This window comes from Streptomyces sp. AN091965 (assembly GCF_022698285.1).
Lineage (GTDB): Bacteria > Actinomycetota > Actinomycetes > Streptomycetales > Streptomycetaceae > Streptomyces.
This window is the reverse complement of the sequence record NZ_JALDMY010000001.1, coordinates 6773039-6798594: the sequence shown is the minus strand read 5'-3', so window position 1 is coordinate 6798594 and position 25556 is coordinate 6773039. Positions and strand designations below refer to the sequence as shown.

Below are 25556 nucleotides of genomic sequence, written 5' to 3'. Positions count from 1 at the left end.
GCAATCTTCTGGCAAGCGCTGCATCCGAGTACGCTTGTGGTATGGACTCCACCGCACCCGCCGAGAAGGCCTCCGATCCGGATCTGGCGTACGACGTGTTCGCCCGGAACTGTCCCTCGCGGACCACGCTCGAACACGTGACGGGACGCTGGGGCGCGCTGACGCTCGGCGCGCTGCACGACAGCACGTTCCGGTTCAACGAACTGCGCCGCCGCGTCGACGGCGTGAGCGAGAAGATGCTGTCGCAGACGCTGCACGCCCTGGAGCGGGACGGCCTGGTGCACCGCGAGGCACAGCCCACCAACCCGCCGCGCGTGGACTACCGGCTCACCCCGCTCGGACGGCAGATTTCCGAGCGCCTGCTCGCGCTCATCCACTTCGTGGAGGGCGCCCAGGACGCCGTCGGCGAGGCCCAGCGGGCCTATGACAGCCGCGACGGCCTGGGCGGACGCTGACAGCGCGGGCAGAAGTAGCTGGAGCGGTTCATCCACGGCCGTCGGCGCATGAGCGTGCCGCACCGGCGGCACGGCTCGCCCTCGCGGCCGTAGGCGTCCAGGGACCGGTCGAAGTACCCCGACTCCCCGTTCACGTTCACATAGAGGCTGTCGAAGCTGGTGCCGCCGACGGCGAGCGCCGCGTTCATCACGTCCCGTACGTGGCCGAGGAGTTCCCACGTGCGCGGGCGGGTGAAGGTGGCGGTGGGGCGCTCGTAGTGCAGCCTGGCGCGCCAGAGCGCCTCGTCCGCGTAGATGTTGCCGACGCCGCTGATCAGCGACTGGTTCAGGAGCGCGCGCTTGATGGTCGTACGGCTGCGGCGCAGCGCCTCGTGGAAGACGTCGGCGTCGAACTGCTCGTCCAGCGGGTCGCGGGCGATGTGCGCGATGACGTCGGGCAGCCCGTCCGGGGCGGTGTCGTGCAGCGAGAGGCCGCCGAAGGTGCGCTGGTCGACGAAGCGCAGCTCCGTGCCCACGTCGTCGGCGAAGCGGACCCGGATCCTCAAGTGCTTCTCGTCCGGGGCCTCCCGGGTCTTCACGAGCAGCTGCCCGCTCATGCCCAGATGCGCGAGGACGGCACTGCCGGTGTCCTCGACGGGGAGCCAGAGATATTTGCCCCGGCGGCTCGGGGCGCCGATGCGCTGCCCCTTCAGGCGGTGCGCGAAGTCGTCAGCGCCCGCGATGTGCCGCCGGACGGCACGCGGGTGCAGCACCTCTACGTCGGCGACGGTCCGGTGCGCCACCCAGCGCGCGAGGCCCCGCCGCACGACCTCTACCTCGGGCAGCTCGGGCACGGCTCTCCTCGGGTGGGACGCGCTGATGGTTTTGGCAGCGTACCGCGCGGGCGCGGGGCCGCCGCCGCGGGATCCCACGACAGAGCGCACCCCCGCGGGACCGAGTCCTGCGGGGGTGCGCTGAGCCTGTGGTCAGGCGGTCGCGGCGCCCGGGGACGACGAGCCGTCGTCCTCGTCCGGCTTGCCGCTCTCGGCGGCCTTGGCACGCTCGTCCGCGGCCGAGCGGATCGCACGCCACGCGGATTCCGCGGCCTGCTGCTCCGCTTCCTTCTTGCTGCGGCCGGTGCCGGTGCCGTACGAGACGCCTCCGACGCGGGCGGCAGCAGTGAAGGTCTTCTCGTGATCCGGTCCGCTCTCCGAGACGAGGTACTCGGGCACGCCGAGGCTCTCCATCGCGGTGAGCTCCTGGAGGCTGGTCTTCCAGTCCAGGCCGGCTCCGAGGTTCGAGGACTTCTCGATCAGCGGGTCGAAGAGCCGGTGCACCAGCTCGCTCGCCGCGTCGAGGCCCTGATCCAGATAGACCGCGCCGATCACCGCTTCCAGGGTGTCGGCGAGGATGGAGGCCTTGTCCCGGCCGCCCGTGCCCTCTTCGCCCCGGCCGAGCCGGATGAAGGAGCCCAGGTCGAGCCCGCGGCCCACCTCCGCAAGCGCACGCGAGTTGACCACCGCGGCCCGCAACTTGGCCAGCTGGCCTTCGGGCAGGTCGGGGTGGGTGCGGTACAGCGTGTCCGTGACGACGAGGCCGAGCACGGAGTCCCCGAGGAACTCCAGACGCTCGTTCGTCGGCAGACCGCCGTTCTCGTACGCGTACGAGCGGTGGGTCAGCGCGCGCACCAGAAGGGCGGACTCGAGTCGGTACCCGAGCCGCCCTTCCAGAAGCGTGTGGGACGAGGCCGCGTTGTTGCTGTCTGCCATCTTGGCGTCTTCCGCCTTCTTAGGGCTAGACACAGCGCCTCTCACCAGCCGCTCAGACCTCGAGGACCTGGCGCTTGTTGTAGGTGCCGCAGCTCGGGCACGCGATGTGCTGCTGCTTCGGCTCCTGGCAACGCTCACACGAAACCAGGGGGGTGACCGCAGCCTTCCACTGCGACCGGCGGTGGCGCGTGTTGCTGCGCGACATCTTCCGCTTCGGAACAGCCACGGCTACTTCTCCTGCTTCTCGTCGGCGTGCGCTGATCGAGGCGCGCCGCCGCTCATCTCGTCCTTCTCGCCGCCCTTGATGGAATCGGCGAGTCCCTGCAGTGCCGCCCAACGGATGTCGACGGCATCGTGGTGGTGGTCCGGGTCGTCCGTGAGCCGCGCTCCGCATGCGGAGCACAGACCCTCACAGTCTTCCTGGCACACCGGCTGCATCGGCAGTGCGAGCACCACCGCATCACGCAGCACGGGCTCGAGGTCGAACATGCCGTCCTCGATGAAGAGCCTGTCCTCGTCTTCCTCGGCGTCGTCGGCCGGTTCCGCTGCGCGGCCCCGGTCGTCGGCGTCAGGGTACGAGAACATCTCCTGGAAGTCCGCGTCGAGCTCCAGCTCGAGCGGCTCCAGACACCTTACGCACTCCCCCTTGGCCGATGCACGGGCGGTGCCTGTGACAAGCACCCCTTCCATGACCGACTCCAGGCGGATCTCCAGCTCCACCGGAGCGCCCTCGGGCACTCCGACGACACCCTCGACACCGAACGGCGCCGGAGCACCGGGAGCGTCGATGGTGCGGGTCAGCCGCTGCATGGCACCGGGACGCCGACCCAGCTCGTGCGTGTCGAACACGAGGGGGTTGCGGTGGTCGAGGCGCGTACTCAGGGCTTTTCCTGCTTTCGAGATCCAGGGATGGGGCAAGGGGGCCACCACGCGGACGCCTCGGAACCGAGGCCTGAGCGGGCAGCGCTGATCGCGGACATAGCGCGACCGAAGAGCCAGGATACTGGACCATTCGCTCTCGGCCCAATCCGGCCCCGGCGAACCGGCCGGACCCGGGCGCGACGGGCCCTAGCGCCCCTGCTCGTACTGGCGCAGCTGCTCCGCGCTGATCATGGTGGTGTCGAAGAGGCTGGTCTCGTCGAGCACCGCGGGGGCCTGGCCCTGCTGGCCGTAGCCCTGCGCCTGCTGCGGGGCGTACTCCTGCCGCTGGTACGCGTACGGGTCCTGCGGATAGCCGTACGGATCCTGCTGGCCGTACGGCTGCTGGTAGGCGTACGGGTCCTGCCCGCCGTACTGGTCCTGGCGACCGTACTGACCCTGCTGGTCGTACGCGTACGGATCGGGCTGGTGGTCGGGGCGCGGCGGGGCGTACGGCTCCTGGGCGGGGACGCGGGGTGCGGAAGGGGCGCCCGAGGCCGCCGGTGCGCTCCCTGTGCGCGGGGGCTCGGGGGTCTCGGCGAGGTCCGCGAGGTAGTCGGCGTCGGAGGTGTGGCCCGTGCGCCCGGCGCGCTCGGCGTCGGCGTGCGCGCCGAGCTCGCTCAGCTCGTCGGCGGGGGCGCGGCCCTGGAGCTTCTGGCGGCCCCGGCCGACGGCCTCCAGGGTCTTGGCGAGGACCGCCTCGAAGGCGCCGAGCTTGGCGTCCACGTACGCGTCGGCGTCGCGGCGCAGCGTCTCCGGGTCGTGGCTGCGCTCGGGGGCGTCCTCGTCCGCGAAGCCGTGCTCGTCCAGGCCGGGGCCCGTGCCGAGCAGCTTCTCGCGGCCGCGGCCGACGGAGCCGAGGGTCTTGGTGAGGACGACCTCGAAGTTGGCGAGCTTGGAGTCCACGTAGTCGTCGGCCTCGGCGCGGATTTCCTCGGCGTCCCGGCGGGCCTCGGTGACGATGCGGTCGGCCTCGCCCTGGGAGCGGCGCGCGACCTCCGTGTCGGAGATCAGCGAGCCGCGCTCCGCGTGCGCGGACTCGATGATCCGGTCCGCCTCCTGCCGGGCCCGCTCGACGAGCTGCTCGCGGCCGCCGATCAGCTCCTGGGCCTGGGCGAGGGAGCCCGGCAGGGCCTGGCGCACCTCCTCCAGCAACGACAGGAGCTGCGCGCGGTTGACCACGCAGGAGGCCGACATGGGCATGGACTTGGCGCTGCCGACCGCCTCGGCGATCTCGTCGATCTTCTTCTGCACGTCCACCGCGGGCTCGCCACTCTCTACAGCTTGATGGGAGACGGACGGGACGACTGTAGCCGCTGATCAGCCCTTGGCGAGGCGCTTGTTGAGGGCTTCGAGCACGACCGGGGGAACGAGGTGCGCGATGTCCCCGCCCCAGGACGCGACCTCCTTGACGAGCGAGGAGGAGAGGAAGCTGTAGGCCGGGTTGGTGGGCACGAACAGCGTCTCGACGCCGGAGAGGCCGTTGTTCATCTGGGCCATCTGCAGCTCGTAGTCGAAGTCGCTGACCGCGCGCAGGCCCTTGACGATGGCCGGGATGTCACGCTCCTTGCAGAAGTCCACCAACAGGCCGTGGAACGACTCCACTTCCACGTTGCCGAACTCGCGGGTGACCTGACGGATCAGGTCGATGCGCTCCTCGATCTCGAAGAGGCCCTTCTTCGACATATTGATCATCACCGCGACGTGCACGACGTCGTACAGCTTGGAGGCGCGGGCGATGATGTCCAGGTGTCCATTGGTGATGGGGTCGAACGACCCCGGACAGACGGCGCGGCGCAACGGAAGTCCCTCGCTCTCCGGTCGGGTCATGGCGCGATTTCTTGTTCGTCGCACGTAGAGGCGGCGCGACCGTACCAAAACGTGCCTTCGCCGTAGCGACGGGACCTCAGCCCCTCGAAGCCGTCCGGCCAGTCGAAGACTCCGCCTCTCGTACTGCGTTCAACGGTGACGAGCGCGTCGTCCGCGAGCCAGCTTCCCGAGCGGAGTGTGAGCAGGATCTCCCGGAGATCGTCATCTCCCACGGCGTAGGGGGGGTCGAGGAACACCAGGTCATAGGGGGCGGTAGGGGTGCTTTCCCGGATGACTTGAGCGGCTTTGCCTGCTCGGACGTCGGCGCCGGGCAGGCCGATCGCCCGGACGTTCTCCCGGATCGTGCGCACCGCGCGGGCGTCGGTCTCGACGAGCAGGGCGTGCGCGGAGCCCCGGGACAGCGCCTCCAGGCCGACGGCGCCGGAGCCCGCGTAGAGGTCGAGGACGCGGGTGCCGTCGAGCGTGCCCAGGAGGGCCTGCCAGGTCGAGAACAGGCCTTCGCGGGCGCGGTCCGACGTGGGCCGGGTGCCGTTGCCCGGCGGAACGGAAAGGCGGCGCCCGCCGGCCGTACCGGCGATCACGCGGGTCATCTGGGTCTCTGCGTCCTTCGGCTGCGAGGGGAGCCCGGGGCGGGGCCCGGGAGCGGGCCCCGGAGCCGCTGGCGGGCTCCGCGGCGGAGCCCGGGGCGGGCCCTGTCCGGGGGCCCCGGGGTGGGGCCTGCCTTCACGATAGGTCGTATCGGCGCGTCACCCCTTGTCGAGGTACTGCTCGCGCTTCTCGTCCAGGAGGGCGTCGAGGGTCATGCGGAGCTCGGGCAGGTGCTCCAGGTCGGGGTCGCGGGAGACCACGGCGGTCGCCTCCTCGCGGGCCGCCGCGATGATCTCCTCGTCGTCGATGACGGCGAGCATCCGCAGCGACGACCGGACGCCGGACTGCGCCTGGCCGAGCACGTCGCCCTCCCGGCGCTGCTCCAGGTCGATGCGGGAGAGCTCGAAGCCGTCCAGGGTCGCCGCCACCGCGTTCAGCCGGGCGCGGGCCGGGGCGGCCTCCGGCATGTCGGTGACGAGCAGGCACAGGCCGGGGGCGGAGCCCCGGCCGACGCGGCCGCGGAGCTGGTGCAGCTGGGAGACGCCGAAGCGGTCGGCGTCCATGATCACCATCGCCGTCGCGTTCGGCACGTTCACCCCCACCTCGATCACCGTGGTGGCGACCAGGACGTGGGTCTCGCCCGCGGCGAAGCGGCGCATCACCGCGTCCTTGTCGTCGGGCTGCATGCGGCCGTGCAGGACCTCGACCCGCAGGCCCTGCAACGGGCCGCGGGCGAGCTGCTCCGCCACGTCGAGGACGGCGAGCGGCGGCCTCTTCTCGGCCTCCGCCGCCTCGTCCTCCGCGGACTTCTTCTTGCCCTTCTTCGCGCCCGCTTCCTTCTCGTCCTCGTCGTCGCCGATGCGGGGGCAGACCACGTACGCCTGGTGGCCGTTCTCCACCTCCTCGCGGACGCGCTCCCACGCACGGGCGAGGAAGTGCGGCTTGTCCTGCGCCGGGACGACATGGCTGGAGATCGGCGAGCGCCCGGCGGGCAGCTGGTCGAGCACGGAGGTCTCCAGGTCGCCGAAGACCGTCATCGCGACCGTGCGCGGGATGGGCGTGGCCGTCATCACCAGCAGGTGCGGGGGCTGCTTGCCCTTGCCGCGCAGGGCGTCGCGCTGCTCCACGCCGAAGCGGTGCTGCTCGTCGACCACGACCAGGCCCAGGTCGTGGAACTGCACCTTGTCCTCGATCAGCGCGTGCGTCCCGATGACGATCCCGGCCTCGCCGGTGACGAGGTCGAGCAGCGCCTGCCGCCGCGCGGCCGCGCCCATCGACCCGGTGAGCAGCGTGACCTTGGTGGCGTGCTCACAGCCCCCGAGCATGCCGCCCTCGGCCAGCTCCCCCAGCATCTCGGTGACCGACCGGTGGTGCTGCTGCGCGAGCACCTCCGTCGGCGCGAGCATCGCGGCCTGTCCCCCGGCGTCCACGACGGCGAGCATGGCGCGCAGGGCGACCATCGTCTTCCCCGAACCGACCTCTCCTTGAAGGAGGCGGTGCATCGGGTGTTCCGTGGCGAGGTCGGTGAAGATCTCGGTGGTGACGCGGCGCTGGCCGTCCGTGAGCTCGAAGGGGAGCTTGGCGTCGAAGGCGTCCAGGAGGCCGTCAGGGCGGGGGGTGCGGGCGACGGCGGGCAGCTGGGAGTCCGCGAAGCGGCGGCGGGCCAGGGCGACCTGGAGGACGAAGGCCTCGTCCCACTTCAGGCGGTCGCGGGCCGTCGCGACGTCCGCCTTCGCGTGCGGGCGGTGGATCTTGAGGAGGGCCTCGGGGAGCGGGATGAGGCCGCGGCCCTCGCGCAGGGCCGGCGGCAGCGGGTCCAGGGCCTCCCGGGCGCTCGGCAGCACCGCGTCGATCGACTTGGCGATCTTCCACGACTCCAGCTTCGCGGTGGCCGGGTAGATCGGGATGAGCGCGCCCGCCCAGGAGTCCACCGCCTCGGCGGCGGACTCGCCGTCGGCCCGCAGCAGCTCGTACGCGGGGTGGGCGAGCTGCATCTTGTGGTTGAAGACGGAGACCTTGCCCGCGAACATCGCGCGCGTGCCGGGGAGCAGGTCCTTGTGCGGCTTGTGGATGCCACGGCCGAAGAAGACCAGCTGGAGCTGGCCGCTGCCGTCCGTGATCGTCACCTCCAGGCGCTGGCCGCGCCCCGCGTTGAACTTCAGGACGCGGGCGCTCGCCACCTGGGCCACGACCGTGACGTGCTCGTCCAGCGGGAGGTCGGAGAGGCGGGTGAGCTCGCCCCGCTCGGCGTAGCGGCGGGGGTAGTGGTGCAGGAGGTCGCCCACCGTGTGCAGGTCGAGGTGCTCGGCCATGACCTTGGCGGTGGCTTGGCCGAGGGCGTTCTTCAGCGGTTCTTGGAGCGCGTGCACGAGATCCATTGCACACCACGCCACTGACATTCCGGGGCCGGGCCCGCAAACCCGGGCCCCGGTCGGCCCCGAGCCCCTCATCGCCGTGGGGCGGCCCCGAGCCCCTCATCGGCGGGGCCCCGGGGCTACTCCACGCCGATGAGGAGGAGGGCCGACTGCGGGCCGCCCCGGTACAGGACCGTGTCCACGGCCAGGTGGCCGTCGCGCACGTGCTTCTGGAGGCGCTCGGCCACGTCGTCCGGGACCTCCTCGCCCAGGACCAGCGTGACCATCTCGCCGCCCGCCGCCAGCATCCGGTCGAGGACGACCTCGGCCGTGGCCGGGACCTCCGCCCCGATGACCGCGACGTCGCCGTCGATGAGGCCGAGGACATCCCCGGCCTGGCAGATGCCCGCGGTCGTCCACGACTGGCGCTCGGCGACGGCCAGTTCCGCGTACCGGGTGGCACCGGCCGCCGCCGTCATCGCGACGACGTCCTCGTCGAAGCGCCGGTCCGGCTCGTGCACGGCGAGCGCCGCGATGCCCTGCACCGGGGAGCGGGTCGGGATCAGGGCGACGCGCACGCCTTCGGAGCGGGCCTGTTCGGCGGCCGCCGCCGCGGTGTGCCGCAGCTCGGCGTCGTTGGGCAGCAGCACCACCTCGCGCGCGTGGGCGCGGCGGACCGCCTGGACCAGCTCGCCGCTCGCGGGCGGCTCCCCCGCGCGCGCGGGCACGGTGGTCGCGCCCGCCTCCGCGTACAGGCCTCCCAGGCCCTGGCCGCGGACGACGGCCACGATGCCGCGCTGGGCACGCTCGCGCGGCGGCTGCGCGGCACGGACGGCGTGGGCGTCACCGAGGCCGAAGTGCGTGATGCGGATGCGGTACGGCCTGCCCGCCTCGACCCCCGCCTCGACGGCCGCGCCCGCGTCGTCCACGTGCACGTGGACGTTCCACAGCCCGTCGCCGCCGACAACGACGAGGGAGTCGCCGAGCGCGTCGAGCCGCGTCCGGAGCCGGGCGACGGCGTCGTCGTCCGCCTCCAGGAGGTAGATCACCTCGAAGGCGGGACCGGCGCCGGAGCCGACGCCTTCGGCGCACTCGGCGGCGGCCGGAGAAGCCGTGCCCTTGTCTACGCCCTCTACGCGCGCGTGGCCGTCCGTGCGCGGCCCGCCGTTGGCGGAGGTCCAGGTGTTCCAGGCGGCCGGGTTCCGGGCGCCCACGCGCTCCCCCGACAGGGCCCCGACGAGGGCTCCGAGCACCGCCACGAGCCCCCGGCCCCCGGCGTCCACGACGCCCGCGCGGCCGAGCACCGCCAGCTGGTCCGGCGTCGCGGCCAGGGCCGCGCGGGCGCCGTCGTAGGCCGCGCGGGCCACCGCGCCGCAGTCGTCCGCAGGCCGCCCGGCCCCGGCCGCCTCCGCCGCCGCCCTGGCGACCGTCAAAACCGTCCCCTCCACGGGGTGGGCGACCGCCTCGTACGCGGACTGGGCCGCGCGCCGCAGTGCCAGCGCCAGGCGCTCCCCGTCCGCGTGAGGTGCGTCACCCGTGGGGCCCGGCGCGCTCTCGTCGTCGGCCAGCACCTGCGCCATGCCCCGCAGCAGCTGCGCGAGGATCGTGCCCGAGTTGCCGCGGGCCCCGATCAGGGCCCCGTGCGCCAGTGCGCGCACGGCCTCGGCCCGGGTGGGCCCGGCGGGCTCCAGGCCCGTGAAGACGGCGTCGACCGCCCGGGTCGCCGACTCCATGGTCAAGTAGAGGTTGGTCCCGGTGTCCGCGTCCGCGACCGGATAGACGTTGATCGCGTCGATCTCCTCGCGGGCCTGCCCCAGCGCGTCCAGAGCCAGTGCGCTCCAGGCGCGGATCGCGACCGCGTCGAGGTTCTGCGGCAACTGTCGCCTCCTGGAGAGCGTCCGGAACGGCCGGTTCGGCGGGATGAGACGCAGCGTAGACCCGGTGCGGGAGGGGAGCGCGGGGCGGGCCCCGGGCGAGACATGGTAGTTTCGTTGTACCGAAGCAGTCGTTGTATGCTGCTCCGGTTGCCCGATACACATCGGGACATTCCCCTGGCACCGCCACCCAGATCATTCGCTCTGATCCCGGCATGCCGGGTTTAACCGTAAGTGCATCTGAAGTCTTTGGAGTGACCCGTGGCTGCCAACTGCGACGTCTGCGGCAAGGGGCCGGGCTTCGGCAACAACATCTCGCACTCGCACCGCCGTACGCCCCGTCGCTGGAACCCGAACATCCAGCGCGTGCGTGCCGTGGTCGGCGGGACGCCGAAGCGGCTCAATGCCTGCACCTCGTGCATCAAGGCCGGCAAGGTCTCGCGCTGACGCTAGTTCTGCGCGGCCACCTGGCCGGTTACCGGAAGGCCGGTCCCCTCGGGGGCCGGCTTTTTCGCGTGCCCGCACCACCACTGTGCGTACGTGCGCCCGTACCCTCCGCCCACGTCCTGTCGCCCCGCGCCCTCCTGGCCCTCCGCCGCCTGCCAAAATCCCGCCTATGCGGTTCGGCATCCTCGGCCCCCTCGACGCCCGCACCCCCGACGGCGACCCCGTCGACCCCGGCGGCCCGCGTCCCAGGGCCCTGCTCACCCTGCTCCTCCTGGACACGGGCCACACCGTGTCGGTGGAGCGCCTGACCGACGGCCTGTACGGCGAGCGGCCGCCCTCCGGCGCCGCGAACGCCCTCCAGTCCCAGGTGTCGCGACTCCGCAAGCGGCTGGGCGTGGACATCCGGGCGGGCGCCGGCGGCTACCGGCTCCTGGTCGACCCCGACGACGTCGACGCCCACCGCTTCGAGCGCCTCGCGCGCGTGGGCCGCGACGCCCTGGCCGCCGGGGATCCCGCGCGGGCCGCCGCGCTGCTGCGCGAGGCCCTCGGTCTGTGGCGGGGCTCGGCGCTCACCGACCTGCCCGGCGCACACGCATCCGGTACGCGCCTGGAAGAGCTGCGGCTGGCCGCCGTACAGGACCGGATCGACGCCGACCTGGCGACCGGCGGCGGCCCCGGCCTCGTACCGGAGCTGCGGGAGCTGCTCGCGGACCGGCCGCTGAGCGAGCGGCTGTACGGGCAGCTGATGCGGGCCCTGTCCGCGGACGGCAGGGCGGCCGAGGCGCTCGCGGTCTTCGAGGAGGCGCGCGGCGTCCTCGCGCGGGAGCTGGGCGCCGATCCGTCGGCGGACCTCGCCGCGCTCCACCGGGAGCTGCTGCGGGGCGCGGAGCCGTCGCGGCGGCCGAGCGTCCCGGCGCAGCTGACGCCGCTCGTGGGCCGCGCCGGGGAACTGGCCCGCATCCGCGATCTGCTCGCGGGGTCCCGCCTGGTGACGCTCACCGGACCGGGCGGCGCGGGCAAGACGCGGCTCGCGGTGGAGGCCGCCCGGGAGCGCGAGGACGCCGGGCCCGACAGCGTGTGTTTCGTGGAGCTGGCCCCGCTCGCCGACGGGTCGCGGGTGACGTGCGCCACGCTCGGCGCCCTCGGGGTGCGCGACGGCTTCCACGCGCGCGGGGGCGACGCGATGGAGCGGCTCGTGGCCGCCCTGGAGGGCCGCGAGCTGCTGCTGGTCCTGGACAACTGCGAGCACGTGGTCGACGACGCCGCCCGCGCCGTCGGGCTGCTGCTCGGCGCCTGCCCGGGCGTGCGGGTCCTGGCCACGAGCCAGGAGGCCCTCGGGATCACCGGCGAGGCGCTGTGCCAGGTGCCGCCGCTGGCCGCCGGACCCGCGGCCCGGCTGTTCCTGGAACGGGCCGCCGCCGTACGCCCGGACTTCGCACCGGCCGCGCCCGGCCAGGGGCACCCGCGGGCCGGCCTGATCGACTCCGTCTGCGCCGCCCTCGACGGGCTGCCGCTCGCCATCGAGCTGGCCGCGGCCCGGCTGCGCACCCTCACGCTCGACGAGCTGGCCGCGCGCCTGGACGACCGGTTCCGGCTCCTGTCGCGCGGGGACCGCACGAAGGCGCCGCGGCACCGGACGCTGCACGCGGTCGTCGAGTGGAGCTGGGAGCTGCTGGACGACGAGGAGCGGCAGCTCGCGCGGCGTCTGACGGTGTTCCCGGCCGGGGCGACGCTCGACGCGGTCGACGCGGTGTGCGGGGTGCCCCACTCCGAGGACCCGCTGGCCTCCCTGACGGAGAAGTCGTTCATCGAGGCGACCGGCGGGCGGTACCGGATGCTGGAGACCATCCGCGCGTACTGCGCCCGGCGGCTCGCCGAAGCGGGCGAGGAGGAGGCGCTGCGGGCCGCGCACGCCGCGTACTTCCTGCGGTTCGCGGAGGAGGGCGCGCCGCGCCTGCACGGCGGGGAGCAGGTGGTGTGGCTGGACCGCCTCGCCGCGGACCACGGCAACCTCGAAGCCGCGCTGCGCCACCTCGTGCGTACCGATCCGCGCGCGGGCCTTCGGCTGACGGCCGCCCTGTCCTGGTACTGGCGGCTGCGCGGGCCGTACGGGCAGCGGGTGCCGCCGGCGGCGCGGCTGCTCGCGGCCGTGGGTGACGTCGTACCGGACGGACTGGCGGAGGAGTACGCCCTGTGCCTGCTCGACACGCTCACGGGCGAGGGTGCGGACCCGGCGGAACCGGAGCGCCTCGCGCGCGTGGACGACATCCTGGCCTCGCTGCGGGAGCCGCTGCGGCGGCCCTTCCTGATCGTGCTCTGGTCGCTCGCGGGCGGGCCGCGGCGGGCGGCGGAGGACCGGGTCCGGGCGCAGCTCGGCCCGCACCCCTGGGGGCGGGCCCTGCTGGACTTCGGGCGCGGCTTCCAGAAGCAGTTGGCGGGCCGCCTCGGCGCCTCGGAGGCCGCCTTCGCGCGGGCTCTCGCGGCCTTCCGGGACACCGGTGACCGCTGGGGCATGGCCAACTGCCTGGACCCACTGGCGATGTACGCCGACTGGCGCGGCGAGCGGGAGCGCGCCCTCGCCCTGCTCGACGAAGGGCTCGTCCACGTACGGGAGCTCGCGGCCCCGGAGGAGACCGCCGACATGCTGCGCCAGCGCGCCACGGTCCTGCTGCACGACGGCGCCCTGGAGGAGGCCGCCGAGCACTTCCGGCTCTCCGGGGACCTCGCCGGCGCCGCCGGGGTGCGCGACAAGGTGGCGGCCTCACTGCGGGGCCTGGGGGACGTGGCCCGGCTGCGCGGTGAGCTCACGCGCGCGCGTGAGCTCTACGAAGAGGCTCTGGAGGCGTGCGCCGCGAACTGGTTCAGCGCGGCCGAGGCGGCACGGATCCTCGTCGGCCTCGGCCGCGCCGCGCTCGCCGAGTCCCGTGCGGACGAGGCCGCCGAGTGGTTCGAGCGGGCCCGCGTCCTCGCCCTGGGCAGCGCCGGAACCGGCTTCGACGAGCGGGCCGACGTCGCCGAGGCGCTTGCGGTCACCGCGGCGGGCCCCGAGGAGGCAGCCCGGCTCCTGGGCGCGGCCGCCGGTGTGCGGGGCACGCTGATCGCGGGCGACCCCGACGTGACCCCCGTAGAGCGCGAAGTGCGGGCACGGCTGTCCCCGGAGACGTACGAGAAGGCCTTCGAGCTGGGGCGGCGGGAGCCGACTGCGGCGCTGACGAGGTAACCGCCCGCCCCGGGCCAGTGGTCCGGGATGAGGCGGTCAGCCACGGCAAGCTCCTGGTAAGCCCCCGTCGGCCGATGGTCAGCCACCGGTAAGGCACCCCCTCGAAGCTCCTGCCATGACGAACACAGCACACTCCCCCGGGCCCCTCTCCCGCCTCTCCGTCCTCGTCTCCGGCGCGAGCGTGGCGGGCATGGCGCTCGCACTCCGGCTGGCCCGCTACGGCGCCCGCGTCACCGTCGTGGAGAAGGCGCCCGCGCTGCGCGGGGGCAGTTTCACGGTCGGCTTCCGGGGCCGCGCGCACCGCACCGTCCTGGAGCGCATGGGCATCTGGGACGACGTGCGCCGCCACCGGACGCACATGGGCCGCCGGACGGTCGTCGACGCCGACGACAAGGAGAAGGCGGATCTGCCCGCGTTCCTGATGAGCGGGGACGTGGAGATATACCGCGGCGCCCTCTTACAGATCGTGTACGAGCGGACGAAGGACCATGTCGAGTACGTCTTCGGGGACTCCGTCGCGCACCTCCAGGAGGACTTCGACGGCATCGACGTGACCTTCGACCGGGGTGCGCCGCGCCGCTTCGGCCTCCTCGTCGGCGCGGACGGCCTGCACTCCCCCACCCGCCGTCTCGTCTTCGGCGACGAGTCGCGCCATCTGTGTCACCTCGGGTACTACGCGGCGGGGTTCGCCATGCCCAACGTGCTGGGCCTGCACTGCTCGTCGCGGATCTGCAGCGTGCCCGGCCGCACGGTCGGCATCAGCAACCGCGACGGCAGCCCGGTGCGGGGCGACGCGTTCCTGCTGTTCCAGTCGCAGCAGCTCGCCTACGACCGCGACGACGTGGCGGGCCAGAAGGCGCTCCTCGCCGAGACGTTCGCGGACCTGCCCTGGAAGCACACGCGGCACGCCCTCGACGCCCTGGAGGACGCCGACGAGCTGTACTTCGACGCGATCGCCCGGATCCACGTCGACCGGCTGTCCCAGGGGCGCGTCGTGCTCCTGGGAGACGCCGGGCACGGCGCGACGACGGGTGGCACGGGCGCGGGGACGGCCCTGGTGTGCGCGTACGTCCTCGCGGGCGAGCTGGCGGCCGCGCACGGGAACCACGCCAGGGCCTTCGCGGCGTACGAGGCGGAGGTCCACGGCCGCACGAAGGGCGGTCAGAGGGTTTCGGGCAACCCGGGCCCGTTCCTCGCGCCGCCCACCGAGAACAGGATCCGCACCCGCAACCTGGCCTACCGGATGCTCGGCTCTCGCTTCCTCGCGGGCTTCTTCGAGCGCCTCACGGAGAGGGCCGCCGACGCGATCGAGCTCAAGGAGTACCCATCGGCATAGGAGACCCCGCCTACGACGAGCCCCGGTCCTCCGTGGTGAGCGGGCCGGTGCGGAAGCGCCAGCCGTGATCCACGGGGCCGATGCCGTCGCCGAGCGCGAACCCGGCGGCGATCGCCCCGGTGACGTACTCCTTGGCGGCCCGCGCGGCCTCGGGCACGGAGCGGCCCTGGGCGAGGTGGGCCGCGATGGCGCTGGCGAGGGTGCAGCCGGTGCCGTGCGTGTGGCGGTTGTCATGGCGCGCGGACCGCAGCCAGTGCTCCTCGGAGCCGTCGGTGAGCAGGTCCACGGCGTCCTGGCCGCCGGTCAGATGGCCGCCCTTGACGACCACCCACCGGGGCCCGTACGCGAGGAGGGCCGCGGCGGCCCGCCGCATGTCGTCCTCGGACTCGACGCGCAGGCCCGTGAGTTGCGCCACTTCGTCCAGGTTCGGCGTGGCGACCGTGGCGACGGGGAGCAGCTTCGTGCGCACGGAGTCCAGGGCGGAGGCGGCGAGCAGCGCGTCGCCGTGCTTGGAGACGCCGACGGGGTCGACGACGGCCGGGGCGTCGGTGCCCGCGAGCAACTCGGCGACCGCCTCGACCAGTTCGGCCGAGGCCAGCATGCCGGTCTTCACGGCCTGGACGCCGATGTCGTCGACGACGCTGCGGTACTGGGCGCGCACCGCCTCGACCGGCAGCTCCCAGGCTCCCTGGACGCCCAGGGAGTTCTGCGCGGTCACGGCGGTGAGCACGCTCATGCCGTGGGTGCCGAGCGCGAGCATGGTCTTCAGGTCGGCCTGGATCCCGGCCCCGCCGCCGGAGTCGGAGCCCGCGACGGTCAGCACCCGGGGCGGCGCGAGGCCCGGCCGCCCCGGCGACTCCCCCCGGGGCTCGCTCTGCGGCTCCATCAGTCGTGGCCCCCGTTGTCCCCGAAGTGGTCCCAGCCCTTGCTGGTCCACGGTGCGCCGTCCACGGTCACCTGCGGCATCGCCGAGGGGTTGAGGACCTCGCCGATGACCTTCCAGCGGGCGGGCAGCTTCACGTCGGAGGGGAACGTGGCGACGATCGCGTGGTCCTCGCCGCCGTTGAGCACCCACTGGAGCGGGTCGATGCCGACCGCCTGGGCGATGTCGTTCATCTGCGAGGGCACGTCCACGTCGCCGGAGCGGACGTCGATGCGCACCTTGCTGGCCTCGGCGATGTGGCCGAGGTCGGCGATCAGGCCGTCACTGACGTCCGTCATGGCGGTGGCGCCGAGCCCGGCGGCCGCGGGGCCCGCGTGGTACGGCGGTTCGGGCCTGCGGTGGGCCTCCACGAAGGCGCGCGGCGAGCGGAAGCCACGGGAGAGCACCGCGTGGCCCGCGGCGGACCAGCCGAGCCAGCCCGTGACGGCGACCGTGTCGCCGGGCTGCGCGCCCGCGCGCGTGACGGGTTCGTGGTTGCGCAGATCGCCGAGGGCCGTGATCGAGACGGTGATGGTGTCGCCGCGCACGACGTCGCCGCCGACCACGGCGGCGCCCGCCACCTGGCACTCGTCGCGCAGGCCGTCCATGAGCTCGGTGGGCCAGCTCGCGGGGAGTTCGGCGGGGACGACGAGGCCGAGCAGGATCGCGGTCGGCACGGCGCCCATGGCGGCGATGTCCGCGAGGTTCTGGGCGGCGGCCTTGCGGCCCACGTCGTACGCCGTGGACCAGTCGCGGCGGAAGTGCCGGCCCTCCAGGAGGATGTCGGTGCTCGCCACGACCCTGCGGTCCGGGGCGGCCACGACCGCGGCGTCGTCACCGGGGCCGAGGCGTACGGCCGGAGTGGAGGTGAGCCGCGAGGTGAGCTCCTTGATGAGCCCGAACTCCCCCAACTCGCCGACGGTGCCCTTCATGCGCGTGCTGCTCCTTCTGCCGCGGTCCGCTTGCGGTCGCGAGCCGTCCCTGTCGTCGGTACGGTCGACGTGACCGTCAACCTCTGTTGTCCGTCCGCCGTGATGTGCGCGGCGCGGCTCCCCCGGGTCTCCCCGTGACGAGCGGCGACGCGGTACCGTGGCGTCCCTTCTCCCCACATGATCCTCGTGGCCGCCCTGGAGGTTCCGTGGTACAGGCGTACATCCTGATCCAGACCGAGGTCGGCAAGGCGTCGACCGTCGCCGAGCTGATCGGCAAGATCCCGGGAGTGATCCAGGCCGAGGACGTGACCGGTCCCTACGATGTCATCGTGCGCGCCCAGGCGGACACGGTCGACGAACTCGGCCGCATGGTGGTCGCCAAGGTCCAGCAAGTGGACGGCATCACCCGCACCCTGACCTGCCCGGTCGTGCACTTGTAGCCCCCGTCTACCCTTGGCCGGTGAACGTTTCCCGCCGGCTCCGCCGCCCGCTCGGGCTGCCCGCCCTCGCACTGCTGATCGCATGCGCGGGCTGCTCCTCAACGGACGACGGGGGGACGGCCGCGGTTCCCTCGCCGGGCGCCGGGGTCACCGAGCTGTGCCGGAACTTGGACGAGCGACTGCCGCGCGCGGTGGACGGGCTCGACCGGCGTGACCCGAAGCCCGCGTCGCCGCTCACCGCGGGGTGGGGGGACCCGGCGATCATACTGCGCTGCGGGGTGCCGCGACCGGCGAAGATGAACGATCCCGAAGCCGACGGCGTGACCGTGAACGGCGTGGGCTGGCTGCTCGAGAAGCGGACGGACGGTTCGTTCCGCTTCACCACGACGCTGCGCAAGGCCTACGTCGAGGTGACCATCCCCGAGCAGCGGACGGGGGACGGCGTGAGCCCGCTCACGGACTTCGCCGTCCCCGTCAAGAAGTCGATCCCCGAGGGAATCGCGTAGCGAGGGCGCCCCGGTACGGGCACGGGCCCGGTACCGGAGCGCCCCGAAAGGGAGTCGCTCCTCTGCCGCGCGCTAGCGCAACCCCGTGGAGCGGCGCAGCGCCGCCTGGATCAGGCGGTCGACGAGCTCCGCGTAGGCGACGCCACTCTTCTCCCACATCTGCGGGTACATGGAGATCGGCGTGAAGCCGGGCATCGTGTTGATCTCGTTGATCACGAACCGGCCGTCCTCGGTGAGGAAGAAGTCGGCGCGCACCAGGCCCTCGCAGGAGGTGGCCTCGAAGGCCTCGACCGCGAGCCGCTGGACCTCCGCGGTCTCCTCGGGCGTCAGCGGGGCGGGCACGATGCCGGGCGTCGAGTCGATGTACTTCGCCTCGAAGTCGTAGTAGTCGTGCGTCTGGACCGGCGGGATCTCGGCGGGCACGCTGGCGCGCGGGCCGTCCTCGAACTCCAGGACGCCGCACTCGATCTCGCGGCCGCGGAGCAGCGCCTCCACGATGATCTTCGGGTCGTGGCGCTGGGCCTCCGCGATCGCCTCGTCGAGGCCTTCGAAGGACTCGACCTTGGTGATGCCGATCGAGGAGCCCGCGCGCGCGGGCTTGATGAACAGGGGCCAGCCGTGCTCGCCCGCGAAGTCCGCGATCCGCGCCCGGGCGGCCTTCTCGTCGCTCTCCCACTCGCGCGGCCGGATCACCAGGTACGGGCCGACGGGCAGGCCGAAGGAGGTGAAGACGCGCTTCATGTACTCCTTGTCCTGGCCCACGGCCGAGGCGAGCACGCCCGCGCCCACGTAGGGCACGCCGGACAGTTCGAGCAGGCCCTGGAGGGTGCCGTCCTCGCCGTAGGGGCCGTGCAGCATCGGGAAGACGACGTCCACCTCGCCGAGCGCCTTGGGCACGGAGCCGGGCTCGCTGTAGACGACCTCGCGGTTGCCGGGGTCCAGCGGAAGGACGACGCCGCCGTCGGCGGACTCGGCCAGGTCGGCGACGTTGGGCACCTTGCGGTCGGTGATGGCCATCCGCTCGGGCTCGTCGGCGGTCAGCGCCCAGCGGCCGTCCGTCGTGATGCCGATGGGGAGCACGTCGTACTTGCTGCGGTCGATGGCACGCAGGACGGCACCGGCGGTGACGACGGAGATGCCGTGCTCGGAGCTGCGGCCGCCGAACACGACGGCGACGCGCGGCTTCCGGGTCGGCTCGGCGCCCGGCTCGGGGCTCCGCTGAGGGCTCTGGGGGAGGTTCTCGCTGCTCATATCGCGTTGAGCGTACCCGCTGCCCCAGGCAACGTCAGCGCGCCGCCCACGAGCAGCGCCCCATAGGGCGCGGGCGGTCTCGACGTGCGGCTCCGCCGTGTGGGCGCGTCCGGCCCGAGGCGGCCCGGCGGCGGAAACGGACCGCGGGACCGGCGCCGCTCAGGCACAGCGCTCAGCGTTCCGGTTTGGCGCTGCGCGCCATCAGCTCCTTGAGCGCGACCATCGGCGGGGTGCCCTCGTGCACGATGCCCACGACGGTCTCCGTGATGGGCATGTCGACGCCGTGCCTGCGGGCCAGGTCGAGCACGGACTCGCAGGACTTGACGCCCTCGGCGGTCTGCTTGGTGACCGCGATGGTCTCCTCCAGGGTCATGCCCTTGCCGAGGTTGGTGCCGAAGGTGTGGTTGCGCGACAGGGGCGAGGAGCAGGTGGCCACCAGGTCGCCGAGGCCCGCGAGCCCGGCGAAGGTCAGCGGGTCCGCACCCATCGCGAGGCCGAGCCGGGTGGTCTCGGCGAGCCCGCGCGTGATGAGGGAGCCCTTGGTGTTGTCGCCGAGCCCCATGCCGTCGGCGATGCCCACGGCGAGACCGATGACGTTCTTCACGGCGCCGCCGAGCTCGCAGCCGACCACGTCGGTGTTGGTGTACGGCCGGAAGTACGGGGTGTGGCAGGCGGCCTGGAGCCGCTGGGCCACGGCTTCGTCGCGGCAGGCGACGACGGACGCGGCGGGCTGCCGGGCGGCGATCTCACGGGCGAGGTTCGGCCCCGTCACGACCGCGACGCGCTCGGCGGCGGCCTTGGTGACGTCCTCGATGACCTCGCTCATCCGCATGGCCGAGCCGAGTTCGACGCCCTTCATCAGGGAGACGAGGACGGTGTCGGGCGCGAGCAGCGGCGTCCAGGCGGCGAGGTTGTCGCGCAGCGTCTGCGAGGGCACGGCGAGCACGGTGAAGTCCGCGCCTTCGGCGGCCTCGGCGGGGTCGGTGGTGGCGCGCAGGTTCCGCGGCAGTTCGACGCCGGGGAGGTAGTCCGGGTTCGTGCGGGTGGAGTTGACCGCGTCGGCGAGTCCGGCGCGGCGGCCCCACAGGGTGACGTCGCAGCCCGCGTCGGCGAGGACCATGCCGAAGGCCGTCCCCCACGAGCCGGAGCCGAAGACGGCGGCCTTCAGGGATCGGGTCACTTGCTCTCCTCCGCGCTGCCCTGCTGTGAACTGCCCTGCTCCGTAAGGCCGCTGGGGCCCTGCCCGGTGTCGGCGCCCTGGGCCTTGCGCCGCTGCGCGATCCGCGCCTCGCGCGGGTCGTAGCGCTTCGGCGGGGCCTTCTCGCCGCGCAGCTCCTCCAGGAGGGCCGTGATGTCCGTCATGATGGCCTCCGTGGCCTCCTTCAGGAGGTCGGGGGTCATCTCCTTGTCGTAGAAGCGCGCCAGGTCCACCGGCTCGCCGACAAGGACCTGGTGCGTCTTGCGCGGCAGCAGCCTGGGCTTCTTGGCGTACGGCGGCAGGACGTGGTTGGCGCCCCACTGGGCGATGGGGACGACCGGGCGCTTCGTCTGGAGGGCCACGCGTGCGACACCGGTCTTGCCCGTCATGGGCCACAGGTCCGGGTCGCGGGTGAGGGTGCCTTCAGGGTAGAAGGCGACGCATTCGCCGCGCTCGACGGCGTCGATCGCGGCCCGGAAGGCGCTGAGCGCGTTGGTGGTCTCGCGGTAGACCGGGATCTGGCCCGTGCCGCGCATGACCGCGCCGACGAACCCCTTCTTGAAGAGGCCGTGCTTGGCGAGGAAACGCGGGACCCGCCCGGTGTTGTACTGAAAGTGGGCGTAGACCAACGGGTCCAGATACGAATTGTGGTTCACGGCGGTGATAAATCCGCCGTCGGCCGGGATGTTCTGCATTCCCCGCCAGTCCCGCTTGAACAGAACCAGCAGCGGCGGTTTACAGATCACGGCCGCCAGGCGGTACCAGAAGCCGATTCTGCGGCGGGACACTCGGACACCTTCCTCCATGAGCCTGGTCGGCCGCACAAGTGTCGCTCCAGGCTGCCGTCCTGTCGAGAACACCGTACGCCCACCCGTCCGCGGCCACCGCCTCCACGCCGCTCCGGCACCTCGCTGACCGGCCATTTCGTCGACCCCGGCCCCTGGCGCCGCGCTCCCGGCAGGCCACAATGGGCGCGACGCGAAGGACGGAGCGCCCGTGCACTGGACCCTGGTGATACCGCTCAAACCCCTGGCACGGGCCAAGAGCAGGCTCGCTCCCGCCGCGGGCGAGGGGCTGCGGCCCGCGCTCGCCCTGGCCTTCGCCGAGGACACGGTGGCGGCCGCGCTCGCCAGCGCCGCGGTCAGGGATGTGGTGGTCGTCACTGATGACGTCCGGGCGGGCCGTGAACTGGCCGCACTCGGCGCCCGCATCGCCCCCGACACTCCGGGAACGGGCCTGAACGCCGCCCTCGACCACGGCATCGCGGTGGTCCGCGCGGCCCGGCCCGATGCCCCCGTGGCGGCCCTGAACGCCGATCTGCCCGCCCTGCGCCCCGCCGAATTGACCCGCGCCCTCGACCGTGCCGCCGCTTTTCCCCGCGCGTTTCTCCCCGATGCCGCGGGAATCGGCACCACGCTCCTGTCCGCATCCCCCGGCACGGAATTGCGGCCCCTTTTCGGCCCGGATTCCCGGGCCCGGCACACGGCGTCGGGGGCCGTGGAACTGGCGCTCGCCGACGTGGATTCCGTACGCCAGGACGTGGACACCGGCGACGACCTGCGGGTCGCGCTCGCACTCGGCGTGGGCCCGCGCACGGCCGCGGCGGCGGCCGGGCTGCTCATCCCGGACTGAGTACGCTTCTGCTCATGCAGGCCACCGCGTACACGTACGACTCCGACACCCGCACCGGCAGCGTGCTGCTCGACGACGGCACTCCGGTGCCCTTCGACGCCCCGGCCTTCGACGCGGGCGGGCTGCGCCTGCTGCGCGCGGGGCAGCGGGTGCGGATCGAGGTGACCGGCGAGGGCGAGGCCCGCCGGATCACGCTGGTCACGCTCCAGACGTTCTGAGCCGCGGCCCGAAACGCCGCACTTCGTATACGTTCACCGCTGCGCACGCGCCGCGGGCCGGGCTCCCCAGCGGGAGCCCGGCCCGGCGCGTGAGTACCCCAGTGCCCTTAGCGCTTGCGGGCAGTGGTCTTCTTGGCGGTGGTCTTGCGCGCCGTGGACTTCTTGGCGGGCGCCTTCTTGGCCGTGGCCTTCTTGGCGGGGGCCTTCTTCGCCGCGGCCTTCTTGGCGGTGGTGGCCTTCTTGGCCGGGGCCGCCTTCTTCGCAGCCGTGGCGGCCTTCTTCGCCGGGGCCGCCTTCTTGGCGGTGGTGGCCTTCTTCGTGGCCGTCGCCTTCTTGGCCGTCGTGGCCTTCTTGGCCGTGGTGGCCTTCTTCGCGGCCGTCGCCTTCTTGGCCGTGGTGGTCTTCTTCGCCGCCGTGGCCTTCTTGGCGGTGGTGGCCTTCTTCGCGGCGGCCTTCTTGACCGTCGTACGGGTGGAAGTGCCACCCGAGAGGCTGCCCTTCGGCGCCTTCTTGACCGCGACGTCGTTCTTCGGGAGCTTCTTCGAGCCGCTCACCAGGTCCTTGAAGCCCTGACCCGCGCGGAAGCGCGGCACCGAGGTCTTCTTGACCCGCACGCGCTCCCCGGTCTGCGGGTTGCGGGCGTACCGGGCCGGGCGGTCGACCTTCTCGAACGAGCCGAAGCCGGTGACCGAAACCCGGTCTCCGCCGACCACGGCACGGACGATGGCGTCCAGAACCGCGTCCACGGCGTCGGCGGCCTGCTGACGGCCACCGACCTTGTCGGCAATCGCTTCTACGAGCTGCGCCTTGTTCACGTCTTCCCCTTCGGAGACATTGCCTGAAGCGAATGCGCCAGGCTTTTTCGCACGTTAGGCAGATATATACCGCAAATCAAACACGAAACGGGCTAATCACCCTTGTGCCGCAACGTTCTGGACTCTCGAGGAGTTCCTCGAAGGTCCGTTGAGGCTTGACGATCAGTCGTCTTCGGGGATTCGGCCCTCGTCGCCCTCGTCGAGGTACGCCATCAATCGCTCCAGACGCCTTGCCGCATCGGCGAGATCGTGTTTGGCCGCGGCCGTAATGACCAGCAGCTTCCGGGTCAGCGCCATCCGTACGCCCTCCGGGACTTGCAGTGCGCGCACTCGGGAGTGCGCTTCCTTCAGCCGGTCCGCGACGAGTCCGTAGAGCTCGAGTTGGTCGTCGCGTCCCATGCACCGATTGTGCCATCTGGGGCGAGTTGTCGCCTCCGCAGGGGGTAACTACCCCCGCCCGGCGCCTTCCTGAGGATACCCGCACCCACAGTGTGCAAGGGGATTTCCAGCCTCTTCTTCCCTTGGCTTCAAGGCAGTTGAGACCACCCGTTCAGGTCATCGGGGGTCAAAGGGGACCGGAAAGGGGCTGGACACGGATGTACCCCCAACCGTCCACGATTGGGGGTACATCGGTGGGTCGCGGCCCGCGCGGCCGCCGGCGAGGGGGCGTCAGACCCGCGCGGTGCTCGGCTTGTGGGTGGGGCGGAGGGCTTCGTAGGCCGCGATGTCCGCCTCGTTCTGGAGCGTGATGCTGATGTCGTCCAGGCCGTTGAGCAGGCGCCAGCGGGCGTTCTCGTCGAGCTCGAAGTCCGCCGTGACCCCGGGGGCCCGAACCTGGCGATCCCGCAGGTCAACGGTGATCTCGACCGCTGGATCCGCCTCCGTCAGGGCCCACAGGGCGTCCACGGTCTCCTGCTCCAGGACCACCGTGAGCAGCCCGTTCTTGAGCGAGTTGCCCCGGAAGATGTCGGCGAAGCGGGAGGAGATGACGGTCTTGAAGCCGTAGTTCTGGAGCGCCCAGACGGCGTGCTCGCGGGAGGATCCGGTGCCGAAGTCGGGGCCCGCGACCAGGACGGTGGCTCCCTGGCGCTCCGGCAGGTTGAGGACGAAGTCCTCACTCTTGCGCCAGGCCTCGAAGAGCCCGTCCTCGAAGCCGTCGCGGGTGACCTTCTTCAGCCAGTGGGCGGGGATGATCTGGTCGGTGTCCACATTGCTGCGGCGCAGCGGGACGGCCCGGCCGGTGTGGGTGGTGAAGGCTTCCATGGCTGATCAGACTCCGGCGGTCGCGGGGGTGTCGGTGAGGTCGGCGGGCGCGGCCAGGCGGCCGGTCACCGCGGTGGCGGCGGCCACCTGGGGCGACACCAGGTGGGTGCGGCCGCCCTTGCCCTGCCTGCCCTCGAAGTTGCGGTTGGAGGTGGAGGCGGAGCGCTCGCCGGGCGCGAGTTGGTCGGGGTTCATGCCCAGGCACATCGAGCAGCCCGCGTGCCGCCATTCGGCGCCCGCCGCGGTGAAGACCTTGTCCAGGCCCTCGTCGACGGCCTGCAGGGCGACCCGCACCGAGCCGGGCACGACCAGCATCCGTACGCCGTCGGCGACTTTGCGCCCCTCGATCACGGCGGCCGCCGAGCGCAGGTCCTCGATGCGCCCGTTGGTGCAGGAGCCTACGAAGACGGTGTCGACCTCGATGTCCCGCAGCCGCTGCCCGGCGCTCAACCCCATGTACTCCAGGGCCTTTTCGGCGGCGAGGCGCTCCGAAGCGTCCTCGTACGAAGCCGGGTCGGGGACGCTCGCGGACAGCGGCAGGCCCTGGCCCGGGTTGGTGCCCCAGGTGACGAACGGCGCCAGGGAGGCGGCGTCGACGCGGACCTCGGCGTCGAAGACGGCGTCGTCGTCGCTCCGCAGGGTCTTCCAGTACGCCACGGCGGCGTCCCAGTCCTCGCCCTGCGGGGCGTGGGCGCGGCCCTGGATGTAGGCGAAGGTCGTCTCGTCCGGGGCGATCATGCCGGCGCGGGCGCCCGCCTCGATGGACATGTTGCAGATGGTCATGCGGGCTTCCATCGACAGTTTCTCGATGGCGGAGCCGCGGTACTCGATGACGTAGCCCTGGCCGCCGCCGGTGCCGATCTTCGCGATGATGGCGAGGATGAGGTCCTTGGCCGTGACGCCCTCGGGCAGTTCGCCGTCGACGGTGATGGCCATCGTCTTGGGGCGCGCCATCGGCAGGGTCTGGGTGGCGAGCACGTGCTCGACCTGGGAGGTGCCGATGCCGAACGCGAGGGCGCCGAAGGCGCCGTGGGTGGAGGTGTGGGAGTCGCCGCAGACCACCGTGGTGCCGGGCTGGGTCAGGCCCAGCTGCGGTCCCACCACGTGGACGACGCCCTGCTCGACGTCGCCCAGCGGGTGCAGGCGCACCCCGAACTCGGCGCAGTTCTTGCGCAGGGTCTCCAGCTGGGCGCGCGAGACCGGGTCCGCGATGGGCTTGTCGATGTCGAGGGTGGGGGTGTTGTGGTCCTCGGTCGCGATGGTGAGGTCGAGCCGCCGCACCTTGCGGCCCGCCTGCCGCAGCCCGTCGAAGGCCTGGGGGCTGGTCACCTCGTGCAGCAGGTGCAGATCGATGAAGAGGAGGTCGGGCTCGCCTTCGGCGCGCCGGACGACGTGGTCGTCCCAGACCTTCTCCGCGAGTGTCCTACCCATCGCTTTCCCTCCGACCGGCGTCGTGCGCCGGCCCAACTAGAGAATGAGTTCGCCGCCGCCGGCCCCCTCTTCACGCATGCCGGACGTCGGTCGCGTATCCGTTGGTCGGCGGATCGCTCCTCCAGGGTGGCGGGTTCCTGGGAATTTTGAACTTGCGTTTCACAGAGTGAGACGCGAG

At 72.6% G+C, this 25556-nt stretch carries 26 protein-coding genes; 8 read left to right on the top strand and 18 right to left on the bottom strand.

Going from position 1 to position 25556, the window contains the following annotated elements; genetic code table 11:
* The first annotated feature begins 41 nt into the window (after nucleotides 1-41).
* The gene (locus MQV74_RS29105) at nucleotides 42-455 is read left to right on the top strand and encodes a winged helix-turn-helix transcriptional regulator (protein ID WP_242724191.1); all 414 of its coding nucleotides are present in this window, start codon (nucleotides 42-44) and stop codon (nucleotides 453-455) included.
* Here the strand turns inward: MQV74_RS29105 and mutM are convergent.
* The 9 genes from mutM to MQV74_RS29060 form a co-directional block, all read right to left on the bottom strand.
* On the bottom strand, nucleotides 422-1288 hold the full coding sequence (gene mutM, locus MQV74_RS29100) for a bifunctional DNA-formamidopyrimidine glycosylase/DNA-(apurinic or apyrimidinic site) lyase (protein ID WP_242724189.1): 867 nt from the start codon (nucleotides 1286-1288) through the stop codon (nucleotides 422-424). The genes MQV74_RS29105 and mutM overlap by 34 nt on opposite strands.
* Before the next feature lie 132 nt (nucleotides 1289-1420).
* On the bottom strand, nucleotides 1421-2248 hold the full coding sequence (gene rnc / locus MQV74_RS29095; protein WP_242724188.1) for a ribonuclease III: 828 nt from the start codon (nucleotides 2246-2248) through the stop codon (nucleotides 1421-1423).
* A 7-nt stretch (nucleotides 2249-2255) separates the two neighbouring features.
* The gene (rpmF, locus tag MQV74_RS29090; RefSeq protein WP_030676011.1) at nucleotides 2256-2429 is read right to left on the bottom strand and encodes a 50S ribosomal protein L32; all 174 of its coding nucleotides are present in this window, start codon (nucleotides 2427-2429) and stop codon (nucleotides 2256-2258) included.
* A 2-nt stretch (nucleotides 2430-2431) separates the two neighbouring features.
* Nucleotides 2432-3121, bottom strand: coding sequence for a YceD family protein (locus tag MQV74_RS29085; protein WP_242724178.1), 690 nt, complete (start codon nucleotides 3119-3121; stop codon nucleotides 2432-2434).
* Nucleotides 3122-3271: 150 nt separating this feature from the next.
* Complete coding sequence (locus MQV74_RS29080) at nucleotides 3272-4381, bottom strand: cell division initiation protein (protein ID WP_242724175.1); 1110 nt, start codon at nucleotides 4379-4381, stop codon at nucleotides 3272-3274.
* A gap of 60 nt (nucleotides 4382-4441) precedes the next feature.
* Nucleotides 4442-4921 carry a pantetheine-phosphate adenylyltransferase gene (coaD, locus tag MQV74_RS29075; protein WP_212767913.1) on the bottom strand — a complete coding sequence of 160 codons (480 nt, stop codon included), beginning with the start codon at nucleotides 4919-4921 and terminating at the stop codon, nucleotides 4442-4444.
* A gap of 26 nt (nucleotides 4922-4947) precedes the next feature.
* Nucleotides 4948-5541, bottom strand: a complete 594-nt coding sequence (rsmD, locus tag MQV74_RS29070) for a 16S rRNA (guanine(966)-N(2))-methyltransferase RsmD (protein ID WP_242724173.1) — start codon at nucleotides 5539-5541, stop codon at nucleotides 4948-4950.
* 156 nt (nucleotides 5542-5697) lie between these two features.
* Nucleotides 5698-7917 carry an ATP-dependent DNA helicase RecG gene (gene recG / locus MQV74_RS29065; protein WP_242724165.1) on the bottom strand — a complete coding sequence of 740 codons (2220 nt, stop codon included), beginning with the start codon at nucleotides 7915-7917 and terminating at the stop codon, nucleotides 5698-5700.
* Between the two features lie 116 nt (nucleotides 7918-8033).
* Nucleotides 8034-9770 carry a DAK2 domain-containing protein gene (locus tag MQV74_RS29060; RefSeq protein ID WP_242724160.1) on the bottom strand — a complete coding sequence of 579 codons (1737 nt, stop codon included), beginning with the start codon at nucleotides 9768-9770 and terminating at the stop codon, nucleotides 8034-8036.
* 258 nt (nucleotides 9771-10028) lie between these two features.
* Here MQV74_RS29060 and rpmB point away from each other — a divergent pair, with 258 nt between their 5' ends.
* The 3 genes from rpmB (at nucleotide 10029) to MQV74_RS29045 (ending at nucleotide 14770) form a co-directional block, all read left to right on the top strand.
* Complete coding sequence (gene rpmB, locus MQV74_RS29055; RefSeq protein WP_030195073.1) at nucleotides 10029-10214, top strand: 50S ribosomal protein L28; 186 nt, start codon at nucleotides 10029-10031, stop codon at nucleotides 10212-10214.
* A 169-nt stretch (nucleotides 10215-10383) separates the two neighbouring features.
* Nucleotides 10384-13434 (top strand): BTAD domain-containing putative transcriptional regulator, encoded by a 3051-nt coding sequence (locus MQV74_RS29050; protein ID WP_242724153.1) that lies wholly within the window; start codon nucleotides 10384-10386, stop codon nucleotides 13432-13434.
* Between the two features lie 115 nt (nucleotides 13435-13549).
* Nucleotides 13550-14770 carry an FAD-dependent monooxygenase gene (locus MQV74_RS29045; protein WP_242724150.1) on the top strand — a complete coding sequence of 407 codons (1221 nt, stop codon included), beginning with the start codon at nucleotides 13550-13552 and terminating at the stop codon, nucleotides 14768-14770.
* Between the two features lie 10 nt (nucleotides 14771-14780).
* Here MQV74_RS29045 and thiD read toward each other — a convergent pair whose 3' ends face one another.
* Together thiD and MQV74_RS29035 are read right to left on the bottom strand one after the other, a co-directional pair.
* The gene (gene thiD / locus MQV74_RS29040; RefSeq protein ID WP_242724148.1) at nucleotides 14781-15656 is read right to left on the bottom strand and encodes a bifunctional hydroxymethylpyrimidine kinase/phosphomethylpyrimidine kinase; all 876 of its coding nucleotides are present in this window, start codon (nucleotides 15654-15656) and stop codon (nucleotides 14781-14783) included.
* Nucleotides 15656-16624, bottom strand: a complete 969-nt coding sequence (locus MQV74_RS29035; protein ID WP_138962034.1) for a thiamine-phosphate kinase — start codon at nucleotides 16622-16624, stop codon at nucleotides 15656-15658. Before MQV74_RS29035 ends, thiD begins: the two co-directional genes overlap by 1 nt.
* Nucleotides 16625-16830: 206 nt before the next feature.
* Between MQV74_RS29035 and MQV74_RS29030 the strand changes: the two genes are divergently transcribed.
* On the top strand, nucleotides 16831-17064 hold the full coding sequence (locus MQV74_RS29030) for an Lrp/AsnC family transcriptional regulator (RefSeq protein ID WP_016642988.1): 234 nt from the start codon (nucleotides 16831-16833) through the stop codon (nucleotides 17062-17064).
* 20 nt (nucleotides 17065-17084) lie between these two features.
* A complete protein-coding gene (locus MQV74_RS29025) occupies nucleotides 17085-17570 on the top strand; it encodes a DUF3515 domain-containing protein (protein ID WP_242724145.1) in 486 nt (161 codons plus the stop codon).
* A 72-nt stretch (nucleotides 17571-17642) separates the two neighbouring features.
* Here the strand turns inward: MQV74_RS29025 and MQV74_RS29020 are convergent, their stop codons facing one another.
* The 3 genes from MQV74_RS29020 to MQV74_RS29010 form a co-directional block, all read right to left on the bottom strand.
* Nucleotides 17643-18821, bottom strand: coding sequence for a D-alanine--D-alanine ligase family protein (locus MQV74_RS29020; protein ID WP_242724143.1), 1179 nt, complete (start codon nucleotides 18819-18821; stop codon nucleotides 17643-17645).
* A 172-nt stretch (nucleotides 18822-18993) separates the two neighbouring features.
* Nucleotides 18994-20001: an NAD(P)H-dependent glycerol-3-phosphate dehydrogenase gene (locus MQV74_RS29015; protein ID WP_242724136.1), complete on the bottom strand. Its 1008-nt coding sequence runs from the start codon at nucleotides 19999-20001 to the stop codon at nucleotides 18994-18996.
* The gene (locus MQV74_RS29010; RefSeq protein ID WP_242724130.1) at nucleotides 19998-20807 is read right to left on the bottom strand and encodes a lysophospholipid acyltransferase family protein; all 810 of its coding nucleotides are present in this window, start codon (nucleotides 20805-20807) and stop codon (nucleotides 19998-20000) included. The genes MQV74_RS29015 and MQV74_RS29010 overlap by 4 nt, the downstream gene beginning before the upstream one ends.
* A gap of 208 nt (nucleotides 20808-21015) precedes the next feature.
* On the opposite strand from MQV74_RS29010, the gene cofC reads away from it, so the two are divergent.
* Nucleotides 21016-21651, top strand: coding sequence for a 2-phospho-L-lactate guanylyltransferase (gene cofC / locus MQV74_RS29005; RefSeq protein ID WP_242724116.1), 636 nt, complete (start codon nucleotides 21016-21018; stop codon nucleotides 21649-21651).
* Nucleotides 21652-21665: 14 nt separating this feature from the next.
* Nucleotides 21666-21869, top strand: a complete 204-nt coding sequence (locus tag MQV74_RS29000; RefSeq protein ID WP_242724107.1) for a hypothetical protein — start codon at nucleotides 21666-21668, stop codon at nucleotides 21867-21869.
* A gap of 107 nt (nucleotides 21870-21976) precedes the next feature.
* Here MQV74_RS29000 and MQV74_RS28995 read toward each other — a convergent pair whose 3' ends face one another.
* The 4 genes from MQV74_RS28995 to leuC all read right to left on the bottom strand — a co-directional run bounded on the left by MQV74_RS28995 (nucleotide 21977) and on the right by leuC (nucleotide 25378).
* A complete protein-coding gene (locus MQV74_RS28995) occupies nucleotides 21977-22684 on the bottom strand; it encodes an HU family DNA-binding protein (RefSeq protein ID WP_242724105.1) in 708 nt (235 codons plus the stop codon).
* A 162-nt stretch (nucleotides 22685-22846) separates the two neighbouring features.
* The gene (locus MQV74_RS28990) at nucleotides 22847-23083 is read right to left on the bottom strand and encodes a hypothetical protein (RefSeq protein ID WP_138962026.1); all 237 of its coding nucleotides are present in this window, start codon (nucleotides 23081-23083) and stop codon (nucleotides 22847-22849) included.
* A 270-nt stretch (nucleotides 23084-23353) separates the two neighbouring features.
* Nucleotides 23354-23947, bottom strand: a complete 594-nt coding sequence (gene leuD / locus MQV74_RS28985) for a 3-isopropylmalate dehydratase small subunit (protein WP_242724103.1) — start codon at nucleotides 23945-23947, stop codon at nucleotides 23354-23356.
* Between the two features lie 6 nt (nucleotides 23948-23953).
* Nucleotides 23954-25378, bottom strand: coding sequence for a 3-isopropylmalate dehydratase large subunit (gene leuC / locus MQV74_RS28980; protein WP_242724101.1), 1425 nt, complete (start codon nucleotides 25376-25378; stop codon nucleotides 23954-23956).
* Nucleotides 25379-25556: the final 178 nt, after the last annotated feature.

What these genes read in the sequence shown, in the direction of transcription:
- MQV74_RS29105 (WP_242724191.1), top strand. Translation starts at nt 42, where the DNA reads ATGGACTCCACCGCACCCGCCGAGAAGGCCTCCGATCCGGATCTGGCG.
- rsmD (WP_242724173.1), bottom strand. Translation starts at nt 5,541, where the DNA reads ATGACCCGCGTGATCGCCGGTACGGCCGGCGGGCGCCGCCTTTCCGTT.
- recG (WP_242724165.1), bottom strand. Translation starts at nt 7,917, where the DNA reads ATGGATCTCGTGCACGCGCTCCAAGAACCGCTGAAGAACGCCCTCGGC.
- MQV74_RS29050 (WP_242724153.1), top strand. Translation starts at nt 10,384, where the DNA reads ATGCGGTTCGGCATCCTCGGCCCCCTCGACGCCCGCACCCCCGACGGC.
- MQV74_RS29045 (WP_242724150.1), top strand. Translation starts at nt 13,550, where the DNA reads ATGACGAACACAGCACACTCCCCCGGGCCCCTCTCCCGCCTCTCCGTC.
- thiD (WP_242724148.1), bottom strand. Translation starts at nt 15,656, where the DNA reads ATGGAGCCGCAGAGCGAGCCCCGGGGGGAGTCGCCGGGGCGGCCGGGC.
- MQV74_RS29035 (WP_138962034.1), bottom strand. Translation starts at nt 16,624, where the DNA reads ATGAAGGGCACCGTCGGCGAGTTGGGGGAGTTCGGGCTCATCAAGGAG.
- MQV74_RS29020 (WP_242724143.1), bottom strand. Translation starts at nt 18,821, where the DNA reads ATGAGCAGCGAGAACCTCCCCCAGAGCCCTCAGCGGAGCCCCGAGCCG.
- MQV74_RS29000 (WP_242724107.1), top strand. Translation starts at nt 21,666, where the DNA reads ATGCAGGCCACCGCGTACACGTACGACTCCGACACCCGCACCGGCAGC.
- MQV74_RS28990 (WP_138962026.1), bottom strand. Translation starts at nt 23,083, where the DNA reads ATGGGACGCGACGACCAACTCGAGCTCTACGGACTCGTCGCGGACCGG.
- leuD (WP_242724103.1), bottom strand. Translation starts at nt 23,947, where the DNA reads ATGGAAGCCTTCACCACCCACACCGGCCGGGCCGTCCCGCTGCGCCGC.
- leuC (WP_242724101.1), bottom strand. Translation starts at nt 25,378, where the DNA reads ATGGGTAGGACACTCGCGGAGAAGGTCTGGGACGACCACGTCGTCCGG.